At 66.2% G+C, this 18,809-nt stretch carries 15 protein-coding genes; 12 read left to right on the top strand and 3 right to left on the bottom strand.

Annotation, left to right across the window (positions count from 1 at the left end; genetic code table 11):
- Positions 1-96: 96 nt before the first annotated feature.
- The 3 genes from LGN19_RS12785 to LGN19_RS12775 all read left to right on the top strand — a co-directional run bounded on the left by LGN19_RS12785 (position 97) and on the right by LGN19_RS12775 (position 4,579).
- Complete coding sequence (locus LGN19_RS12785) at positions 97-1,365, top strand: YeaH/YhbH family protein (protein ID WP_011351906.1); 1,269 nt, start codon at positions 97-99, stop codon at positions 1,363-1,365.
- Positions 1,362-3,041 (top strand): SpoVR family protein, encoded by a 1,680-nt coding sequence (locus LGN19_RS12780; protein WP_122945305.1) that lies wholly within the window; start codon positions 1,362-1,364, stop codon positions 3,039-3,041. Before LGN19_RS12785 ends, LGN19_RS12780 begins: the two co-directional genes overlap by 4 nt.
- A gap of 233 nt (positions 3,042-3,274) precedes the next feature.
- Positions 3,275-4,579 carry an MFS family transporter gene (locus tag LGN19_RS12775; RefSeq protein ID WP_226215014.1) on the top strand — a complete coding sequence of 435 codons (1,305 nt, stop codon included), beginning with the start codon at positions 3,275-3,277 and terminating at the stop codon, positions 4,577-4,579.
- Positions 4,580-4,656: 77 nt separating this feature from the next.
- Here LGN19_RS12775 and LGN19_RS12770 read toward each other — a convergent pair whose 3' ends face one another.
- Positions 4,657-5,583 carry a LysR family transcriptional regulator gene (locus LGN19_RS12770; RefSeq protein WP_226215012.1) on the bottom strand — a complete coding sequence of 309 codons (927 nt, stop codon included), beginning with the start codon at positions 5,581-5,583 and terminating at the stop codon, positions 4,657-4,659.
- 101 nt (positions 5,584-5,684) lie between these two features.
- Here LGN19_RS12770 and LGN19_RS12765 point away from each other — a divergent pair, with 101 nt between their 5' ends.
- The 9 genes from LGN19_RS12765 (at position 5,685) to LGN19_RS12725 (ending at position 16,393) form a co-directional block, all read left to right on the top strand.
- On the top strand, positions 5,685-6,722 hold the full coding sequence (locus LGN19_RS12765; RefSeq protein WP_226215010.1) for an agmatine/peptidylarginine deiminase: 1,038 nt from the start codon (positions 5,685-5,687) through the stop codon (positions 6,720-6,722).
- Between the two features lie 46 nt (positions 6,723-6,768).
- On the top strand, positions 6,769-7,683 hold the full coding sequence (gene aguB / locus LGN19_RS12760) for an N-carbamoylputrescine amidase (RefSeq protein ID WP_226215008.1): 915 nt from the start codon (positions 6,769-6,771) through the stop codon (positions 7,681-7,683).
- Between the two features lie 10 nt (positions 7,684-7,693).
- Positions 7,694-8,806 carry a polyamine ABC transporter substrate-binding protein gene (locus LGN19_RS12755; RefSeq protein WP_226215007.1) on the top strand — a complete coding sequence of 371 codons (1,113 nt, stop codon included), beginning with the start codon at positions 7,694-7,696 and terminating at the stop codon, positions 8,804-8,806.
- A gap of 76 nt (positions 8,807-8,882) precedes the next feature.
- A complete protein-coding gene (locus LGN19_RS12750; protein ID WP_226215005.1) occupies positions 8,883-9,995 on the top strand; it encodes an agmatine/peptidylarginine deiminase in 1,113 nt (370 codons plus the stop codon).
- Between the two features lie 151 nt (positions 9,996-10,146).
- Positions 10,147-11,673, top strand: coding sequence for an agmatine/peptidylarginine deiminase (locus LGN19_RS12745; RefSeq protein ID WP_226215004.1), 1,527 nt, complete (start codon positions 10,147-10,149; stop codon positions 11,671-11,673).
- 238 nt (positions 11,674-11,911) lie between these two features.
- Positions 11,912-13,834, top strand: a complete 1,923-nt coding sequence (locus LGN19_RS12740) for a rhomboid family intramembrane serine protease (protein WP_226215003.1) — start codon at positions 11,912-11,914, stop codon at positions 13,832-13,834.
- A 198-nt stretch (positions 13,835-14,032) separates the two neighbouring features.
- Entirely contained in the window at positions 14,033-14,848 is an 816-nt protein-coding gene (locus tag LGN19_RS12735) for an ABC transporter substrate-binding protein (protein WP_043182770.1), read from the top strand.
- Between the two features lie 94 nt (positions 14,849-14,942).
- Entirely contained in the window at positions 14,943-15,665 is a 723-nt protein-coding gene (locus tag LGN19_RS12730) for an amino acid ABC transporter permease (RefSeq protein ID WP_226215002.1), read from the top strand.
- Between the two features lie 2 nt (positions 15,666-15,667).
- Complete coding sequence (locus tag LGN19_RS12725; protein WP_174912329.1) at positions 15,668-16,393, top strand: amino acid ABC transporter permease; 726 nt, start codon at positions 15,668-15,670, stop codon at positions 16,391-16,393.
- 162 nt (positions 16,394-16,555) lie between these two features.
- Here the strand turns inward: LGN19_RS12725 and LGN19_RS12720 are convergent, their stop codons facing one another.
- Both LGN19_RS12720 and LGN19_RS12715 read right to left on the bottom strand, forming a co-directional pair.
- Positions 16,556-17,818 (bottom strand): M23 family metallopeptidase, encoded by a 1,263-nt coding sequence (locus LGN19_RS12720; RefSeq protein ID WP_226215001.1) that lies wholly within the window; start codon positions 17,816-17,818, stop codon positions 16,556-16,558.
- Positions 17,819-18,156: 338 nt separating this feature from the next.
- Positions 18,157-18,804 (bottom strand): TetR family transcriptional regulator, encoded by a 648-nt coding sequence (locus tag LGN19_RS12715; RefSeq protein ID WP_226215000.1) that lies wholly within the window; start codon positions 18,802-18,804, stop codon positions 18,157-18,159.
- Positions 18,805-18,809: the final 5 nt, after the last annotated feature.

The raw sequence follows: 18,809 nt of genomic DNA, 5'->3' as shown, positions 1-18,809 counted from the left end.
GCCGTACGGGTGTTTTCAGAGACGCCGCCCGCATGACGGGATACGGCATGTGCGGCGAGCGTCCCGGCGTATCGACTTTCGAGCGGGAGACCGGGAGTGCTTCATCAAATCATCGACCGCAGGCTGGCCGGCAAGAACAAGAGTATCGCCAACCGCGAACGCTTTCTGCGTCGCGTCAAGAACTACATTCGTCGTGCCGTGTCCGACGCGGTGCGCGACCGTAGCATCAAGGATATCCAGAGCACGCAGAGCATCACGATCCCGCGCAAGGACATCGCGGAGCCGAATTTTCGGCACGGCCCTGGCGGACGTCGTGAATACGTGCACCCCGGCAACGAGGACTACGTGCGCGGCGACAAGATCCCGCGTCCGCAGGGCGGCTCGGGCGGCGGAGGCAGTCAGGCGAGCAACGAGGGCGAAGGGCAGGACGACTTCGTGTTCGAGTTGTCGCGCGACGAGTTCATGCAGTACTTCTTCGACGATCTCGAACTGCCGCGCCTCGTGAAGACGCACCTGCTGACGGTGCCGAGCTGGAAGAACGTACGCGCGGGCTGGTCGGCGGAAGGCACGCCGAACAACATCGACGTCGTGCGTTCGCTGCGCAGCGCGCTCGGTCGCCGCATCGCGCTCGGCTCGCCGCTCGTCAACGAGTTGCGCGAACTCGAGGCGCAGCTCGAGGCGATGAAGAGCGATCCGGAAGACCGGCGCGCGGAGATCGCGGTGCTCGAAGCCGAGATCCATCACCTGAAGGGGCGCATCTGGCGGATTCCGTTCATCGATCCGTTCGACCTGCGCTACATCAACCGCGTGAAGCAGCCGCAACCGTCGAGCCAGGCCGTGATGTTCTGCCTGATGGACGTGTCGGGCTCGATGGACGAGCAGCGCAAGGATCTGTCGAAGCGCTTCTTCATCCTGCTTTACCTGTTCCTCAAGCGGAACTACGAGCGCATCGAGGTCGTGTTCATCCGTCACCACACGCGCGCTGAGGAAGTCGACGAAGACACCTTCTTCCATTCGACCGAGAGCGGCGGCACGGTGGTGTCGAGCGCGCTCGAGCTGATGCGCAAGGTGATGAACGAGCGCTACTCGCCGACCGAGTGGAACATCTACGGCGCGCAGGCGTCCGACGGTGACAACTGGACGGACGATTCGCCCAAGTGTCGCAAAATCCTGGAAGAGGATATCCTCACGAAGACGCGTTACTTCGCGTATATCCAGGTCGCGCCGGAAGAGCAGAACCTGTGGCTGGAATACGCGCAACTGGCCCTGTCTCAGCCGCATCTCGCGATGAAAAAAGTGGAATCGGCTGCCGACATTTACCCGGTGTTTCGCGAATTGTTCGAAAAGCAGGTGGAAATGTCATGACGACCCGCCATCTGCACAACGAGTCGCGCGGCTATGCGCCGCGCCCCTCCGGTGGCGACCCGGCCGGCCCTGCCGCATCGCAGCAACGCGGGCAGGCCGAACCGTCGCCGCCGGCCGCCGACTTGCCCGGCCCAGGGCAAAAGGAAGCGCGTATGAACGTTGCCGAACGCAAGCCGCTGCCGTGCCCGTCCGACTGGACGTTCGAACTGCTCGAGGAATACGACACGCACATCTCGCAGGTCGCCGAACAATACGAGCTCGACATCTACCCGATCCAGCTCGAACTGATCAGCGCCGAACAGATGATGGACGCGTATGCGTCGGTCGGGATGCCCGTCAACTACCGTCACTGGTCGTTCGGCAAGCACTTCCTGTCGACCGAGAAGAGCTACCGTCGCGGCCAGATGGGGCTCGCGTACGAAATCGTCATCAACTCGAACCCGTGCATCGCGTACCTGATGGAAGAGAACACGATGACGATGCAGGCGCTCGTCATCGCGCACGCGGCGTACGGGCACAACTCGTTCTTCAAGGGCAACTACCTGTTCCGGCTGTGGACCGACGCGCACGCGATCATCGACTATCTCGTGTACGCGAAGAACTACGTCGCGGAATGCGAGGAGCGTTACGGGCTCGACCGCGTCGAGGAACTGCTCGATTCGTGCCATGCGCTGATGAACTACGGCGTCGACCGCTACAAGCGGCCGCAGAAGCCGTCGCTGTCGAAGGAAGCCGCGCTGCGGCGCGAGCGCGAGGCGTACCTGCAGTCGCAGGTCAACGAACTGTGGCGCACGCTGCCGGGCAAGAAGCCCGAGCAGATGGAAGAGCAGGAAGGCCGCTATCCGCCCGAGCCGCAGGAGAACCTGCTGTATTTCGCGGAGAAGAATGCGCCGCTGCTCGAGCCGTGGGAGCGGGAAGTGATCCGCATCGTGCGCAAGATCGGCCAGTATTTCTACCCGCAGCGGCAGACGCAGGTGATGAACGAAGGCTGGGCGACGTTCTGGCACTACACGCTGCTGAACACGCTGTACAACCAGGGGAAGCTGGAAGACGGCTTCATGATGGAGTTCCTGCATTCGCACAGCAACGTGGTCTATCAGCCGCCCGTCACGAAGCCGTACTACAGCGGGATCAACCCGTATGCGCTCGGTTTCTCGATGATGAGCGACATCCGGCGGATCTGCGAAGCGCCGACGGAAGAAGACTACAAGTGGTTTCCGGAGATCGCGGGCACCCCGTGGCTGCCGGCGATGCACTACGCGATGCGCAACTTCAAGGACGAGAGCTTCATCGCGCAGTACCTGTCGCCGAGCCTGATCCGCGACATGCGGCTGTTCTCGGTGCTCGACGACGACATGCGCGATTCGCTCGAGGTGTCGGCGATCCACGACGATTCGGGCTACCAGTACGTGCGGCAGGCGCTGTCGAGGCAGTACGACATCCATCACCGCGAGCCGAACATCCAGGTGTGGGCGGTGAACACGCGCGGCGACCGCAGCCTCACGCTGCGCCACTTCATGACCGACAACCGCCACCTGTCGAACGACAGCGACGAGGTACTCAAGCACATGGCGCGGCTCTGGCAGTTCGACGTGTTCCTGGAAAGCGTCGACGAAGCCGGCACCGTGCGCAAGCGCTACGAGTGCCGCTACGTGCCGCCGGAGGTCCGGATCTGAACCTCGCAGGCGGAAAGTTTGCATCGGACGCCAGCCTTGCGGCTGGCGTTTTCATATGACGAACGCGTGGCAGGAGAAAAATCTTCTACATCCGGACGAACCCGGAGAGCCTGTTACTTTACATTTCGCTAAAATCCCGTAGCGCCGTGCGCCGGAACCGGTGCCACGTGCGATCGCACGCGGCGGCCCCCAGCCGTCTCGCCCAGAAAGCACTAAAAGGAACTGACCAATCCATGGACGTCCAGACCGACCAAGCTGCGCTGTCCGCGCATGACACCCGGCGGCGCGTGTTCGCCATCGTCGGCGCCTCGTCGGGCAACCTCGTCGAGTGGTTCGACTTCTACATCTACTCGTTCTGCGCGCTGTACTTCGCGCCGGCGTTCTTCCCGAGCGGCAACACGACGACGCAGCTGCTGAACACGGCGGGCGTGTTCGCGGCCGGCTTCCTGATGCGTCCGATCGGCGGCTGGCTGTTCGGCCGCATCGCCGACCGCCACGGCCGCCGCAACGCGATGATGATCTCGGTGCTGATGATGTGCGGCGGCTCGCTCGTGATCGCCGTGCTGCCGACCTATGCGCAGATCGGTTCGCTCGCGCCGGCGTTGCTGCTGGTCGCGCGGCTGTTCCAGGGGCTGTCGGTGGGCGGCGAATACGGCACGAGCGCGACCTACATGAGCGAGGTGGCGCTGAAGGGCCGCCGCGGCTTTTTTGCGTCGTTCCAGTATGTGACGCTGATCGGCGGCCAGCTGTGCGCGCTGCTCGTGCTCGTGATCCTGCAGCAGACGCTGTCGGCCGACGAACTGAAGGCGTGGGGCTGGCGCATTCCGTTCGTGGTCGGCGCGGCGGCCGCGCTGATTTCGCTGTACCTGCGCAAATCGCTCGACGAGACGTCGACGACCGCGTCGCGCGACAAGAAAGACGCGGGCACGATCCGCGGCGTGTGGCAGCACAAGGGCGCGTTCTTCACGGTGGTCGGCTTCACGGCCGGCGGCTCGCTGATCTTCTACACGTTCACGACGTACATGCAGAAGTACCTCGTGAACACGGCCGGCATGCATGCGAAGACGGCCAGCAACGTGATGACCGTCGCGCTGCTCGTCTACATGCTGATGCAGCCGGTGTTCGGCGCGCTGTCCGACAGGATCGGCCGCCGCACGTCGATGATCCTGTTCGGCGCATTCGCGGTGATCGGCACGGTGCCGCTGATGCATGCGCTGAAGGACGTGACGAGCCCGGTGGCCGCGTTCGTGCTGATTACGATCGCGCTCGCGATCGTCAGCTTCTACACGTCGATCAGCGGCCTGATCAAGGCCGAGATGTTCCCGCCGGAAGTGCGCGCGATGGGTGTCGGCCTGTCGTACGCGGTCGCGAACGCGATCTTCGGCGGCTCGGCCGAGTACGTCGCGCTGTGGTTCAAGTCGATCGGTAGCGAGGAAACCTTCTACTGGTACGTGACCGTGCTGTGCGGGATCTCGCTGATCGTGTCGTGGCTGATGCGCGACCCGAGCAAGGAAGGGTATCTGCGTCACGAGCCGTGATCGGCTGCGCCGTGTGCGCTCACCTCATGACGAACGTCCCGCCAGCCGGCGGGACGTTTTTTTTTTGCGGCGTGCGATTACGTGGGCGGAGGCGCTTGGTCGGGCGCCGGATCGGATGCACTCGACAGGCTGCCTTGCTCGACCAGCCATTCGAACATCCGCTCGACGATCGGCGAGCGCGACGGGCCTTCCATGCGCGACAGCCACCACGTGGTGCCGGGCAGGCGCGGGTAGCCGCCGAGCACGGTCAGCGTGCGCTGGTCGATGCCCGCCTGCGCGACGAGGCGCGGCAGGCAGGCAATGCCGCGGCCGCGCAGCACGGCGTCCAGCACGAGCCGCTGGTCGTCGTAGATCGCATGCATCCGGAACGCCGACAGCCGCTCGCGGAACACGGTCGCCAGGCGCTCGTCGGTCAGACTGGCTTCGAGACAGATGACCCCCGCGTGCCGCGGGTGTTCGTCGCGCGGCACGCGTTCGAGTTGCTCCGCCAGCGGCGTGGCGCACACCGTTACCCATTCGTCGCGCATGAACGGGATATCGAGCAGGCCGGGCTGCAGCATCGGCCGCGTGCCGATCGTCATGTCGACGTCGATCTCGTCGACGTAGCGCGCGGTTTCGTCGGTCGACAGCAGCGGGCACAGGTCGGGCAGGACCTGCTGCAATTGCTCGAGGCGCGGCTGCAGCCAGCCGTGCAGCAACGGTGCGGGACACACCAGCACGACGAGCCCCGGGTTCAGGTAGGTCGCGATGCGGTCGAGGCCGCCGCGCAACGTGTCCATCGCGCGCTGCACGCTGCGCTGCAGGACCTCGCCGGCGATCGTCAGTTCGACGCCGCGGCCGCGCCGGCGGAACAGCGGCTGCCCGAGCTGTGCTTCGAGCTGCTGGATCTGATGGCTGATCGCCGATTGCGACAGGTGCAACTCGTCGGCCGCGCGCGAGAAATTGCCCAATCGGGCCGCGGCTTCGAAGCCGGTCAGCAGTTTCAGGGACGGAACGCGTTGCATCGAGGTATGAGATGAATTGATTAATTTGGCCAAGAAATATCAATATTCATCAAGTTTAACCTGACGCACAATCGGCCATCAATCACAACGGAGGCTGAACGATGGGTCGCTTTGATGCTCGCCAGCGCGGTTACCGGATGCCCGCGGAATGGGAATCCATGGATGCCACGTGGCTCGGATGGCCGGTTCTCCACGATCGCGAGGATCTGTGGGGGAGCCATTACGCGCAGGTGTGCCGCGAATTCGCGCTGGTCGCGCGGACGATCGCCCGCTACCAGCGCTGCGTGGTGGCTGCGCACCACAGCCAGGCCGACGCCGCGCGCGAGCTGGTCGGCGCGAGCGTCGACGTGCTGCCGGTCGCGGCCGAAGACAACTGGCTGCGCGACTGCGGGCCGGTCTTCCTCGTGAGCGAACAGCGCGGGCTGGGCGCGGCCGTGTTCCGTTTCAACTGCTGGGGCGAGAAGTATCAGCCGTACGACGGCTGCCAGCAGGCCGGGCAGGACATTGCGCGCGCGGCCGGCGCGGAGATCTTCAATTCGCCCATGGTGCTGGAGGGCGGCTCGTTCTACGTCGACGGGCAGGGCACGCTGGTCACCACCGAGAGCTGTCTGCTGCATTCGAATCGCAATCCGCACCTGAGCCGCGCGGAGATCGAGGCGGAGCTGCGCCGCATGCTGGGCGTCGAGAAGATCGTGTGGCTGCCGGGCAATCCCGACGAAGTGGAGACGAACGGGCACGTGGACGGCATCGCGTCGTTCATCGCACCCGGCCGGATGCTGTGCCAGACCGCGCTGCCGGAGCAGGGCGACTATTTCCACGTGATGCGGGAAAACCGCCGCGCGCTGGAACTCGCCACCGACGCGGCGGGGCGCCGCTTCGAGCTGCTCGACCTGCCGTCGCCGATCGTGACCGAACGCTTCGGCTCCGAACGCTACTGCGATTGCTATGCGAACTACATTCTGGTGAACGGCGCGGTGATCGTGTCCGCGTTCGGCGTCGAGCAGGATCAGGCCGCGCGCGAGGCATTCAGTCGCGCGTTCCCGGGGCGCAACGTGGAGATGCTGCCGATTCCGACGCTGTCGATGGGTGGCGGCAGCATCCACTGTTCGACGCAGCAGCAGCCGTCCGTCGCACGCTGAGCGACGTTTCGTCAGCGGTTTCCGGCCCTACCGAGGAGCAATCGCAATGCCGTCCAAACACATCACCGTCGCCGCCGTCCAGATGGCGTCGGGCAACTGGAATCTCGAAGACAACATGGCCACCGCGGAGCGCCTGATCCGTGCGGCCGCCGCACAGGGCGCGAATCTCGTGCTGTGCCCGGAGCTGTTCGCGATGCCGTACTTCTGCCTCGACCAGAACGTGCGCCATCTCGAACTCGCGCAGCCGTTCGAGGGCAACGCGCAGATCGCCCGTTTCGCGGCGCTGGCCGGCGAACTCGGCATCGTGCTGCCGATCGGCTTCTTCGAGCGCGCGGGCAATGCCGCGTACAACTCGATCGCCGTGGCGGACGCGGACGGCTGCGTGCTCGGCGTCTATCGCAAGACGCATATCCCGGACGGGCCGGGCTATACGGAGAAGTTCTATTTCACGCCGGGCGACACCGGCTTCAAGGTGTGGGACACGCGCTTCGGCCGGATCGGCATCGGCATCTGCTGGGACCAGTGGTATCCGGAAACGGCGCGCAGCCTTGCGCTGATGGGAGCCGAGATCCTGTGCTTTCCGACCATCATCGGCTCGGAGCCGTTCAGCAGTGCGTTCGATTCGTCCGGCCACTGGCAGCGCACGATGCAGGGGCACGCGGCCGCCAACATGGTGCCGGTGGTGGCGGCGAACCGGATCGGCCGCGAAGTCGGCTTCGGCAACGGCAATTCGCAGCAGCAGGGGCTCACGGGCGTGTTCTACGGGTCGAGCTTCATCGCGGATCACACCGGCGAGAAGCGGGCCGAGGCGAACCGAACCGACGAAGCCGTGCTCGTGCACACGTTCGATCTCGACGCGATCCGCGCCGACCGGCAATCGTGGGGCTTTTTCCGCGATCGCCGCCCGGAGATGTACCGCACGCTGCTGACCAGCGACGGCGTATCGTCCTGTTATCGATGAGGGAGGCCCGATGAAACGGAAGGGATGGTTGCGCTTCGCGGTGCCGGGCCTCGCACTGTGCGTGCTGGCCGGCACGGCCCGCGCCGATGAAGAGAAGGTGCTGAACCTGTACAACTGGAGCAATTACTTCGCGCCCGACACGCTGGCCGGCTTCGAGAAGGAAACCGGCATCAAGGTGCGCTACGACGCATACGACAGCGACGAGACGCTGCAGTCGAAGCTGCTGACCGGCAACAGCGGCTACGACCTCGTGTGGCCGACCAACGACTTCATGGCCACGCAGATCCAGGCCGGCGTGTTTCGCAAGCTCGACAAGAACCGGCTGCCGAACCTGAAGTATCTCGATCCGTCGCTGCTGAAGCAGATGGCGCAATCCGATCCGGGCAACGAATACGGCGTGCCGTACATGTGGGGCACCGTGGGCGTCGGCTACGATCGTGCGAAGGTGCGCGCGATTCTCGGCAAGGACATGCCGGCCGACAGCCTCGACCTGCTGTTCAAGCCGGAGATCGCGGCGCGCGTCGCCGCGAAGTGCGGGCTCGGCCTGCAGGATTCCGCGAGCACCGTGCTGCCGCTGGCGCTGCGCTATATCGGCCGCGATCCGATGCATCCGTCCGCGCAGGACTATGCGGCCGCGCAGGCGATGCTGATGAAGATCCGGCCGTTCATCCGCGAGTTCGTCAATTCGTCCGATGCCAACGAGCTGATCGACGGCGAGCTGTGCGTGACGGTCGGCTTCTCCGGCGCGATCAACCTCGCCGCGCAGAAGGCGAAGGCGCTCGATCCGAAACGCGACGTCGCGTACGACATTCCGCGGATCGGCACGCTGATGTGGTTCGACGCGATGGTCATTCCGGCGTCCGCGAAGCACCCGGACAACGCGCATGCGTTCATCAACTACATCCTGCGTCCGGACGTGATCGCGAAGATCTCGAATTCGACGCGCTACGCGAACGCGAACCAGGGCGCGCTGACGCTGATGGATCCTGCACTGGTGCGCGATCCGGGCATTTATCCGGACGAGGCGACGCGGCGTACGCTGTTCACGCCGATCGCCGAATCGCCGGCCGTGATGCGTCTGGAAGGACGAACCTGGCTCGGCTTCAAGACGGCACGACCGTGACCGCGCATCACGAAGTCACCGAACGATTGAAACCACTGAAGCAAACGAAGCAACCAGCAAGCGAAAGAGGAATGCCATGACAACGAGACGTCAACTGTTGAAACGCGGCCTGTCCGTATCGGGGGCGGCGCTGGCCGCCGGCGCGCTGGGCGGGTTGCTCGGCCGCGCCGCGCACGCGCAGCAGGGCGCAACGTGGCACATGCCGGACGAGGGCGCGCCGCATACGGCGACCTGGATGGCATTCGGCCCGAGCGAGGACATCTGGGGCGCGCGGCTGTTGCCCGTGGCGCGCGCGAACCTGGCCGCGATCGCGAAGGCGATCGCCGCGCACGAGCCGCTCAAGATGCTGGTGCGCGAGCAGGACTATGCGACCGCGTCGCGGCTGTGCGGTTCGTCGGTCGAGCTCGTCCAGCACCCGGTCGACGATCTGTGGATGCGCGACACGGGGCCCGTGTTCGTGAAGAACGCGTCGGGCCAGCTCGGCGGCGTGAGCTTCAATTTCAACGGCTGGGGCAACAAGCAGGAGCACGACCAGGATGCGGAAGTCGCGCCGTTCGTGGCGGAGCGCGCCGGTGCGCGGCTGCTCGACACGCGGCTGGTGCTCGAGGGCGGCGGCATCGAGGTGGACGGCGAAGGCACGGCGATCATCACGCGCAGCTGCGTGCTCAATCGGAACCGCAATCCGAGCGTCAGTCAGGCGCAGTGCGAGGCGGAGCTGAGCCGGCTGCTCGGGCTGACGAAGATCATCTGGCTGCCGGGTATCGCGGGCAAGGACATCACCGACGGGCATACCGACTTCTACGCGCGCTTTACCAGCCCGGGCGTGGTGGTGGCCGGGCTCGATACCGATCCGTCGTCGTACGATCACGCGGTGACGCGGCAGCATCTGGAGATCCTGCGGAAATCCACCGATGCGAAGGGCCGCCCGTTGAAAGTCGTCGTGCTGCCGGGGCCGAAGACCGTCCGGCATCAATACGAGAACGAGGAATTTGCCGCCGGCTACATCAACTTCTACGTGTGCAACCGCGCGGTGATCGCACCGCAATTCGGTGACAGCCGTGCCGACCGCAATACGCGCGATACGCTCGTCGACCTGTTTCCGGGGCGCGAGGTCATTCAGCTGAACATCGACGGCATCGCCGCGGGCGGTGGCGGCATCCACTGCACCACGCAACAGCAACCGGCCTGAACGCGGCCGCGGGCCGGCACGCGTGACCGTGCCCGCACGACCGTAGCAGGCAGCGGATCGTTCCGGACTACTGAAAACAATGCGGAATCCGTCTTGCGGGACGGAAGCCGGCGCGTACGCGTGCGCGCCGACCGCGCAATGGAGTTGAAACATGACGAAACGACGTACCCACGCGAGCGCAGGCACGCGTATGCAGCACACGCCGGATACCGGCCGGCGCGGCTTTATCCGGTATTCGGCCGCGTTTCTCGGCCTGCCGCTGCTGGGCAGTCTGGCTGCATGCGGTGGTGGTGGCGACGGTGCATCCGGCGCGGTTTCCACGCCGCCAGGCACGACAACCGGCACGACGCCGTCGACGCGGCAGGTCGCCTATCGGCTGCCGGCCGAAGATGCGCCGCACGCGTCGACCTACATGGCGTTCGCGTCCGGCGCGGACGGCATCTGGTTGCCCGTCACGCCGCAAAGCACGGATGCCGGCATCGACCGCGTGCGGGCCGACCTGATGGACGTCGCGAAGGCGATCGGCGCAACCGAACCGGTCGACATGCTGGTGCTGCCGGCCGATCTCGACTCGGCCCGCGCGCTGCTCGCGACCGCGAGCGTCGCGAACCCCGATCTGCATGCGCGCTATGCGGCACGCGCCGCGGGAGCTGGCGGAATCAATCTCGTGCCGCTCACCGACGGCTTCAACGATTTCTGGGTGCGCGACACGGGATGCCTGTTCGTCAGGGATGCGACGAACAACAATGCACTGAATGCGATCGGTTTCAATTTCAACGGCTGGGGCAACGCGAACACCGACGGCGTCGGCATGAGCCCGGGCGCGACGGTCCCGCCGGCGGTCGCGGCCGCGAGCAACCGGTCGAAGGCTGGCAAGTTCTTCCAGCCGTTCGGTCGCGACAGCACAGTGGCGGGCTGGATGGCGCAGACGAAAGACGCAAGCCTGACTCGCAGCACGTTGACGCTCGAAGGCGGCGCGATCGAATTCGACGGCGACGCGACGGCGATCCTCACCGAGTCGTCGGTGCTGCACGTGAACCGGAATCCGCAACTGTTCGACATCCCGAACGGCGTGATCGCGAATGCGACGCTGCTGCCGACGGCGAAAGACACCGTGCTCGCCGAACTGCAGCGCACGCTCGGCGTGCGGAAGATCATCTGGCTGCCGGGCACGGCGACCTATCCCAGCGGCAGCGGCGTGGGCGGTGCCGGCGGCGCGGCAACCCCGGCCGGCGAGACCGACATTACGAACGGGCACGTCGACTTCTACGCACGCTTTCTCGCGCCGGGCGTGGTTGCGTGCTGTTACGACGCATCTAATTCGACCGGCGAACGTGCGCTGACCGACGCCAACCGGCAGCGGCTCGCGGGCCAGACTGACGCGAACGGCCGGCCGCTGCAGATCGTCGAGCTGGTGCCGCCGATCAATTTCGGCACGTCGGCCGGCACGGGCCTGAACGACCGGCAGTTGACGAATTTCGCGGCCGGCTACATCAATTTCTACACCTGCAACGGTGCGATCGTCATGCCGAAGTTCAACGACGCGGCGGCCGATGCTGCCGCGGTCGCCGCGATCCGGCCATATGCAGGGAACCGGGCGATCGTGCAGGTCGACATTCTCGGCATCGCGTCGGGCGGTGGCGGGATCCATTGCTCGACCCGCGAGGTGCCGGCGTGAGCGTGTCCCGTCATATCGATATTGAAATCGATTCGTTGTCCATGACGGGCGAATTCCTTAATCTGGGCCCGTAGTTCGTGTGACACCTCCTTGACTGGGATTCGCGCCCGCTGCTTGCAGCGGGCGTCTTTTTATTCCAGGTTCGCCGACCGGCTCCGTCACACGCTCGTTTCTTGCGGGACGCGAAATATAATGGCGCTCGCGCTGCTCACGCGCGACAACCCATACCAAGATCCCGATGAGAGAACAAAAAACTTCGTGGCCGTGGCTGACGATTCTGCTGGCCGTCGTCAATACCGCAATTTTCGTGCTGATCTGGCGCCAGGCATCGTATGGCGAGCTGTCGAACCCGCTGCTGCTCGACTGGGGCGCGAACTTCGCGCCGTATACGCTCACCGGGCAGCCGTGGCGGCTGCTGACAAGCGCGTTTCTGCACGGCGGCTGGACGCATCTTTTGCTGAACATGTACATGCTGATCGTGCTCGGCACGGTGCTCGAACGCACCGGCGGAACGCTCCGGTTCGGCGTCGCGTACCTGCTGTCCGCGCTCGGCGGCTCGCTGCTGAGCGCGCTGTGGCATGGCTATCACGAAGTCGGTAGCGCCAGTTTCGCGTTCGGTGTCGCGCTGGAGGCCAGCGGGATCCGGCCGGTCGTGAGTGTCGGCGCGTCGGGCGCGCTGATGGGACTGGCCGGCGCGGCCGCGGCATTCGCGCTGCGACGCGGGCGCGACGGCGGCCGCGATGCGCCGGTTGCCATCAACCTCGGTGCGGTCGGGCAGGTGATCGCGATCAACCTGGCGTCGGGCTTTTTCATCTCCGGCATCGACCAGGCAGCGCATCTCGGCGGCGTGGTCACCGGGTTCGTCGCCGGTTGGCTGATGTACGGGGCCGGGCGCTCGACGCGCGTCGCCGTACCGCTCGTACTCGCGGTGCTCGGCAGCGCGGCGATGGTGTTCGCCGCGCAGCGGGCGGGCAGCGAGGAACTGCAAGGCTGGCGCGTCGCGACCAATCGCGAGATCGCGCGCGACGCCGCGCAGCGGCAGGCGAAACAGCAGGCGGCCGCGATTGCCGAGCAGATTCGCGACGACGAGCAGCACCGCCCGACGCCCGTGTCGGCCGAGCAGGCGGCAGGCACCGTCGTGCCGGTCGGCAAGTGGCCGTACGCGATGGTGCTGGGTGCGTCGGGCAAACGCCTGTACGTGACCGACATCGACCGGAACACGCTCGTCGTCGTCGACGCCGAGCGGCATGCAGTCGTTCGCACGATCGAAGGCGAGCCGTTCGCGACAGGACTCGACGGCTGCCCGGGCAACATGTGCCGCGGCCGCGGCGCGAGCGGCCTGTACGTGAGCCCCGACGAACGCTACGCGTATGTCGCGTCGATGCGCGAGAACGGCCTCGTGCGCATCGACCTGAACAGCGGCGCGATCGTCGACGGCGTGACGCTCGGACGATTCCCGCGCGCGATCGTCGCATCCGCGTCGAACGACAGGTTGTACGTGCTGAACAGCCTCGACGACACGATTTCCGTCGTCAGTCTCGCGCACTGGCCGCAGGTCATCGCGACGCTGCCGCTCGGCGAGCATGACGCCTCGGGCGTCGAGTTCGGCCGCGCGCTGTCGATGTGGCTGTCGCCTGACGGCCGGCGGCTGTATGCGTATGCGATGCAGAAGAGCGCGATCGTTGCATTCGATACGGCGACGAACGCGCCGGTGCAGACCTATCCGGTCGATTCGGATTTCATCCAGGCGCAGCCGGGCGCGAAGGGCGCGGGTGTCTGGGTCTACAACGCGTCGACGATTCAGTGGCGGGATATGTCGAGCCTTGCCGTACGCGACCGTTATCCGGTCTGCCAGACGTCAATGCACAGCTTCGACGGCAGCGGCGATGGTTCGCTGATCGCCGTGGGCGGCTATGACGACAAGCCGATGCGCGTGATCAAGGCCGCTACGCGCCGCACCGTCGGCGAGTTTCCGGTTGCGGGCGGCGTGTCGCAGGTGATCTTCGCGCCGGATCACCGGGCGCTGTTCGCGCTGGGCGGATCGGGCACGCTGTCGTTCCTGAGCATGGACCGCTCGCTCGACTATCTGCAGGACGGCGGCGACGGCGAGTTCCTGTGTGCAGCGTCCGCGGACGCTGCCGAGGACAGCGGCAGCGAATGACATCGAGCGCTGGTGCGTGCGGGGCGCATGCCGCCCCTCATCACGAAACCCGCTGAGCAAAGCACCATTTGTTGGTTCGGATTTGCCGCATGCGCTGATACGTTAGCGGCTTCGCGACGACACACTCCGTCGCGATGTTCTTCGAACCGGGCCGCCGCGTGATCCGCGGCGGCCTTCATAACAAATCAGGTCGTGCTCGTGAAAATCCACACTCTCGCTACGTGGCTCGTCGGGGCTGCGCTCATTACCGCAGGCACCGTCGCGCATGCGGACCGTCTCGACGACATCAAAAAGGCCGGCGTGCTGCGCGTCGCAACGTTCGACAGCAACCCGCCGTTCGGCTATGTCGACGGCAAAAGCAATCACATCGTCGGCCTCGACGTCGACTACGCGAAGGCACTCGCCGACAAGCTCGGCGTGAAGCTGCAGCTCCAGCCGACCAACCCCGCGAACCGCATTCCGTTCCTGACGTCCGGCAAGGTCGACCTGGTGCTCGCGAACTTCACGATCACCGACGAGCGCGCGAAGCAGGTCGACTTCAGCATTCCGTATTTTTCGTCGGGCCAGCAGTTTCTCGCGAAGAAGGGCGTGCTGAAATCCGCCGACCAGCTGAACGCGCTGCGCGTCGGTGCCGACAAGGGCACGACCAACGAGATCACGCTGCGCGAGAAATTCCCGAAGGCGACGATCGTCGCGTATGACGACACGCCGTTCGCGTTTGCCGCGCTGCGCGCCGGCAACGTGCAGGCGATCACGCAGGACGGCCCGAAGCTGATCGGGTTGCTCGCGAACGTGCCCGACAAGCAGAACTACGAGATCCCGGCGTTCACGATCTCGAACGACTACATGGGCGTTGGCGTGCCGAAGGGCGAGACGCGCCTGCTCGGCTTCGTCAACGACACGCTGAAGGGGCTCGAGGCGAACGGCCGCGCCGTGCAGATCTACGACGCATGGTTCGGGCCGACGACGAAGACGCCGCTCACGCGCATCTTCCGGATCGGCGACAAGACCTGATCCGCATCGCACGCGCGCCGCGCTCGGCCGGACCCTCGGCCTCGCGGCGCTTTCCGTTTTCTTCCGATCGCGCGCTTCGCGCCCGCAACACAGCATGCTCGGGTTGGCTCCCAAATATCTGTCCTGGCTCTGGCAGGGCTTCCTGCTGACGCTTGGCCTCGCGGCCGCGTCGGCCGTCGCCGCGACCGCCGGCGGGCTGCTGCTCGCGGTGATGCGGCATGCGCGCGGCGCGGTGCCGCGCACGGTGGCGGCCGCGTACGTCGTCACGTTCCGCAACACGCCGCTGCTCGTGCAGTTGCTGTTCTGGTACTTCGGTGTCGCGTCGCTGCTGCCCGACACATGGATCGCGTGGCTGAACGCGCGCCATGCGTTGAGCATCGGCCCGTTCACGCTCGCGTGGCCGTCGTTCGAATTCGTTGCGGGCTGGGTCGGGCTGAGCACGTATACGGCCGCGTTCGTGGCCGAGGAGTGTGAAGCCGGCCTGCGCGGCGTGCGGCGCGCACAGCACGATGCGGCGGCCGCGCTCGGCCTCACGCCGATGCAGTCGCTGCGCTACGTGGTGCTGCCGCAGGCCGTGCGGATCGCGTTGCCGCCGCTGTTCGGCCAATACATGAATCTCGTGAAGAACTCGTCGCTCACGATGGCGATCGGCGTGGCCGAGCTGTCGTATGCGTCGCGCCAGGTCGAGACCGAGACGTTCAAGACGTTCGCCGCATTCGGCGTGGCGACCGTGCTGTACGTCGCGGCAGTGGCCGCGATCGAAGCGGGCGCGTATGCGGCGACGCAATGGCGCGACCGGCTGGGAGCGGGGCGCTGACGATGGATTTTTCGCTGCTGCTCGCCAATCTGCCGTACCTGCTCGTCGGCGCGTTCCCGGAAGGGCCGCTCGGTGGGGCCGCGCTGTCGCTGCTGCTCGCGATCGCGTCGGCCGTCGCATCGGCCGTGCTCGGCATCGCGCTCGGCGTTGCGATGGCGCTCGCGCGCGGCCCGGCGCGCGTGCTGCTGCTTGCGTTCATCGGCTTCTTCCGCGCGATTCCGGTGCTGATGCTGATTTTCTGGACCTACTTCCTGATGCCGATGCTGCTGCACATGGACGTGCCGGGGCTCGCGACGGTCGTGTGCGCGCTCGCGCTGATCGGCGGCGCGTATCTCGCGCACGCGGTGCATGCGGGCATCGTCGCGGCCGGCGACGGGCAATGGCAGGCCGGGCTGTCGCTCGGGCTCACGCGCTGGCAGACGGTGCGCTACGTGCTGCTGCCGCAGGCGATCCGGATCATGACGCCGTCATTCGTCAACCAGTGGGTCGCGCTCGTGAAGGACACGTCGCTCGCCTATATCGTCGGCGTGCCGGAGCTGTCGTTCGTCGCGACGCAAGTGAACAACCGGCTGATGGTGTACCCGGCGCCGATCTTCCTGTTCGTCGCGCTGATCTATCTGGTGCTGTGCACGTCGCTCGACGGCGCGGCACGCTGGCTGCTGTCGCGGCGCCCGCGCGCGGAACGCGCTGCGCATGCGGCGGCCGAGTACACGGAACCTGCGCGGTGACGCGATGCTGCGTCGTTTCGAATGGCCGAAGAGGCAGTGTCGGTGAATTTGCGCAGCGGACAGCACGCCGGGCAGGTCAGGCCCGGCGGGCAGTCGGGGCAAGGATGGTAGAGAGCCGGCCGCGCGCCGCTGCTCATCAAGCGACGGCAAGCGGCACGCGCATCACGACGCCGAGTAATGCGTATTGAAGACCGCGCGCAGTGTCGATGAATCGGTCGCGAAATCACCCCACAGCGGCCCGTCGTTCTGCGCGAACGCGAACGGTGCCGTATTGATCGACGCGAGGCGGAAGCGCCATTGCGCGGCTTCCTGGCGGAACGCGGTGAGCTGCATGTCGGACAGCGCCGTCTGCGCACTTGCGAGCGTGACGAGCGGATCGACCGGATTGTTCGCGACGCGCACCTCGAAGTGCAGGTGCGGGCCCGTCGCGGCGCCGGTCATCCCGACCGAGCCGATGCGCTGGCCCTGCTTCACGGTCTCACCCGTCTTGAGGCCGTGCGCGAACGCGGACAGGTGCGCGTAGTAGGTCGAGTAACCATCGGCGTGATCGACGATCACGTAGTGGCCGTAGCCGCCCGGATCGGTGCCGACGAACGACACGACGCCGTCGGCTGCCGCGTCGACGGGCGTACCGGTCGGCGCGGCGAGATCGACGCCCGTGTGGAACGCCATCGCCTGCGACAGCGGATGGATGCGCTCGCCGAAGAACGAGCTGATGCGCGTCCACTTGACCGGCATCGTGAAGGCCGCAGCTTCGAGCGGCGAGCCGTCGAGCGCGTAGTACGCGCCGTGGTCGGCGCCCGGCGCGCGGAACCAGATCGCGCCGAACGTGCGGCCGGCAACGCGCAGTTCGAGCGCGGTGAGGCGCGGCGTGCCGTCGTTCGTATCGAACGCGACGCGGTAGTAGTCGCCGCGCTGCGCGCTCGCACGCATCGCGACCTTGCCGCTGACGAGATCGCCGAGCTGGATGCGCACCTCGGGCGGCACGTCGAGACGGTTCAGCGTATCGGACAGCGTGAGCTCGATGTTGCCCGCGCGCATGCCGTGCTGGTTTTCAGGGGCCGCGAACTGGAACAGGCTCGTATAGCCGAGCATGTCGTTGCGGTGTGCGCTGAGCGGGGCGAACAGGCCCGGCTGCTGGCTGCGGTCGTGGCGTTCGCCGGCATCGTTGCGCTCGCCGATCGTGCGGGCGAGCTCGCTCGTCACGAAATGCTGCGCGGTGGGAAACGGCGTGTCGGAGAGCACGCGCTGCGGCAGCGCGGCCGTGCCCGAGTCGACGGCGCCCGGCAGTTGCGACACGGCGGGCAGCGCGGCGAGGCCGAGGGCGGCGAGGGCGCCGAGCACGGCGGCCGGCACGAGCGCGCGCGCAATGCGCTGCGCGCGGCCGGGCGCGAAAGCATCAGGGGTAGCGGCAGACTTGACCAAGGTGTCCACATCCAGGAAAGCGGTTCAAAGGGGTGTGGGCAGGGGCCACCGGCGGCACAGCCGTCGGGCAGCGACGGGGCGGGCGGCGGGCGTGCAACAAAACAGGCCCCGCCAGGGGCCTGTGTCGTTTCCGTTCGACCCAACGCGCGGGGCGGGCCCGCTTCGAACGGCGGCGTGCATACCGGGTCGAACCCGGTTATCACGAAGACGCTAAAGAAAGATGACAGCGTCAGTCTACCGATGTTCCGCTAAACGTTAAAAATTTTAAAGAGGGTCAGCTCATTCGTTTCGCAGTGCGGTAAATCGGGTTAAATCAGCATTTATTACGACAATTTCAGTCAGTCCGGCAATTTGTGCGTGCGATTGCGCAACGCGGCGGACGTGCGCACGGCGTCGAAGCCGGCGTCGAGCATGGCCTCGGCGTCGTTCCACAGGTTGCCGCGCAGCCGGTTGGTCCAGATCATCGACGCGAACACGCCTTCGAGCAGCGACACGAGATAGACGGCGGCCAGGTGCACATCGAGATCGGCGGCGATTTCGTCGGCCGCGATCGCGCGGCGCAGCAGCGCCTTCGTGATCCGCAGCATCTGCAATTCGAGCAGCATGCGGCGCCGCTGCAGCGCGCCGTTTTCCTCGCTCTGCTCGCACTTCGTATAGAGGATCACCAGCACGCGCTGCATCGGGCCCGGCTCGCCGCATTCCTGCAGATAGTGCGACGCGGCGCGGCGCAGCGTGGCGAGCGGCGGCAGCCCTTCGCCCGCGTCGAAGCCTTCCGACGTGCGCGCGAACGCGCGGTCGCACAGCGCGAGACACACTTCCATCTTGTTGCGGTAGTGGCCGTAGACGGCGCCGCGTGACATCCCGGCGGCCTCGGCGAGATCCGCCATCGCGGTTTGCGCCACGCCTTTCTCGAGCAGCACGAGCTCGGCGGCGTCGAGGATCCGATGCTTGATGGCAAGCGATTCTTCGCGGGTCTTGCGGGCCATGTCCT

The organism is Burkholderia sp. AU30198 (assembly GCF_020419825.1).
Classification (GTDB): domain Bacteria; phylum Pseudomonadota; class Gammaproteobacteria; order Burkholderiales; family Burkholderiaceae; genus Burkholderia.
This window is presented reverse-complemented; position numbering and strand designations above follow the sequence as displayed.

Bases quoted from the DNA above. Each gene is read 5' to 3' on its own strand.
- LGN19_RS12780 (WP_122945305.1), top strand. From the start codon at position 1,362: ATGACGACCCGCCATCTGCACAACGAGTCGCGCGGCTATGCGCCGCGC.
- LGN19_RS12775 (WP_226215014.1), top strand. From the start codon at position 3,275: ATGGACGTCCAGACCGACCAAGCTGCGCTGTCCGCGCATGACACCCGG.
- LGN19_RS12770 (WP_226215012.1), bottom strand. From the start codon at position 5,583: ATGCAACGCGTTCCGTCCCTGAAACTGCTGACCGGCTTCGAAGCCGCG.
- LGN19_RS12765 (WP_226215010.1), top strand. From the start codon at position 5,685: ATGGGTCGCTTTGATGCTCGCCAGCGCGGTTACCGGATGCCCGCGGAA.
- aguB (WP_226215008.1), top strand. From the start codon at position 6,769: ATGCCGTCCAAACACATCACCGTCGCCGCCGTCCAGATGGCGTCGGGC.
- LGN19_RS12755 (WP_226215007.1), top strand. From the start codon at position 7,694: ATGAAACGGAAGGGATGGTTGCGCTTCGCGGTGCCGGGCCTCGCACTG.
- LGN19_RS12750 (WP_226215005.1), top strand. From the start codon at position 8,883: ATGACAACGAGACGTCAACTGTTGAAACGCGGCCTGTCCGTATCGGGG.
- LGN19_RS12745 (WP_226215004.1), top strand. From the start codon at position 10,147: ATGACGAAACGACGTACCCACGCGAGCGCAGGCACGCGTATGCAGCAC.
- LGN19_RS12740 (WP_226215003.1), top strand. From the start codon at position 11,912: ATGAGAGAACAAAAAACTTCGTGGCCGTGGCTGACGATTCTGCTGGCC.
- LGN19_RS12730 (WP_226215002.1), top strand. From the start codon at position 14,943: ATGCTCGGGTTGGCTCCCAAATATCTGTCCTGGCTCTGGCAGGGCTTC.
- LGN19_RS12725 (WP_174912329.1), top strand. From the start codon at position 15,668: ATGGATTTTTCGCTGCTGCTCGCCAATCTGCCGTACCTGCTCGTCGGC.
- LGN19_RS12715 (WP_226215000.1), bottom strand. From the start codon at position 18,804: ATGGCCCGCAAGACCCGCGAAGAATCGCTTGCCATCAAGCATCGGATC.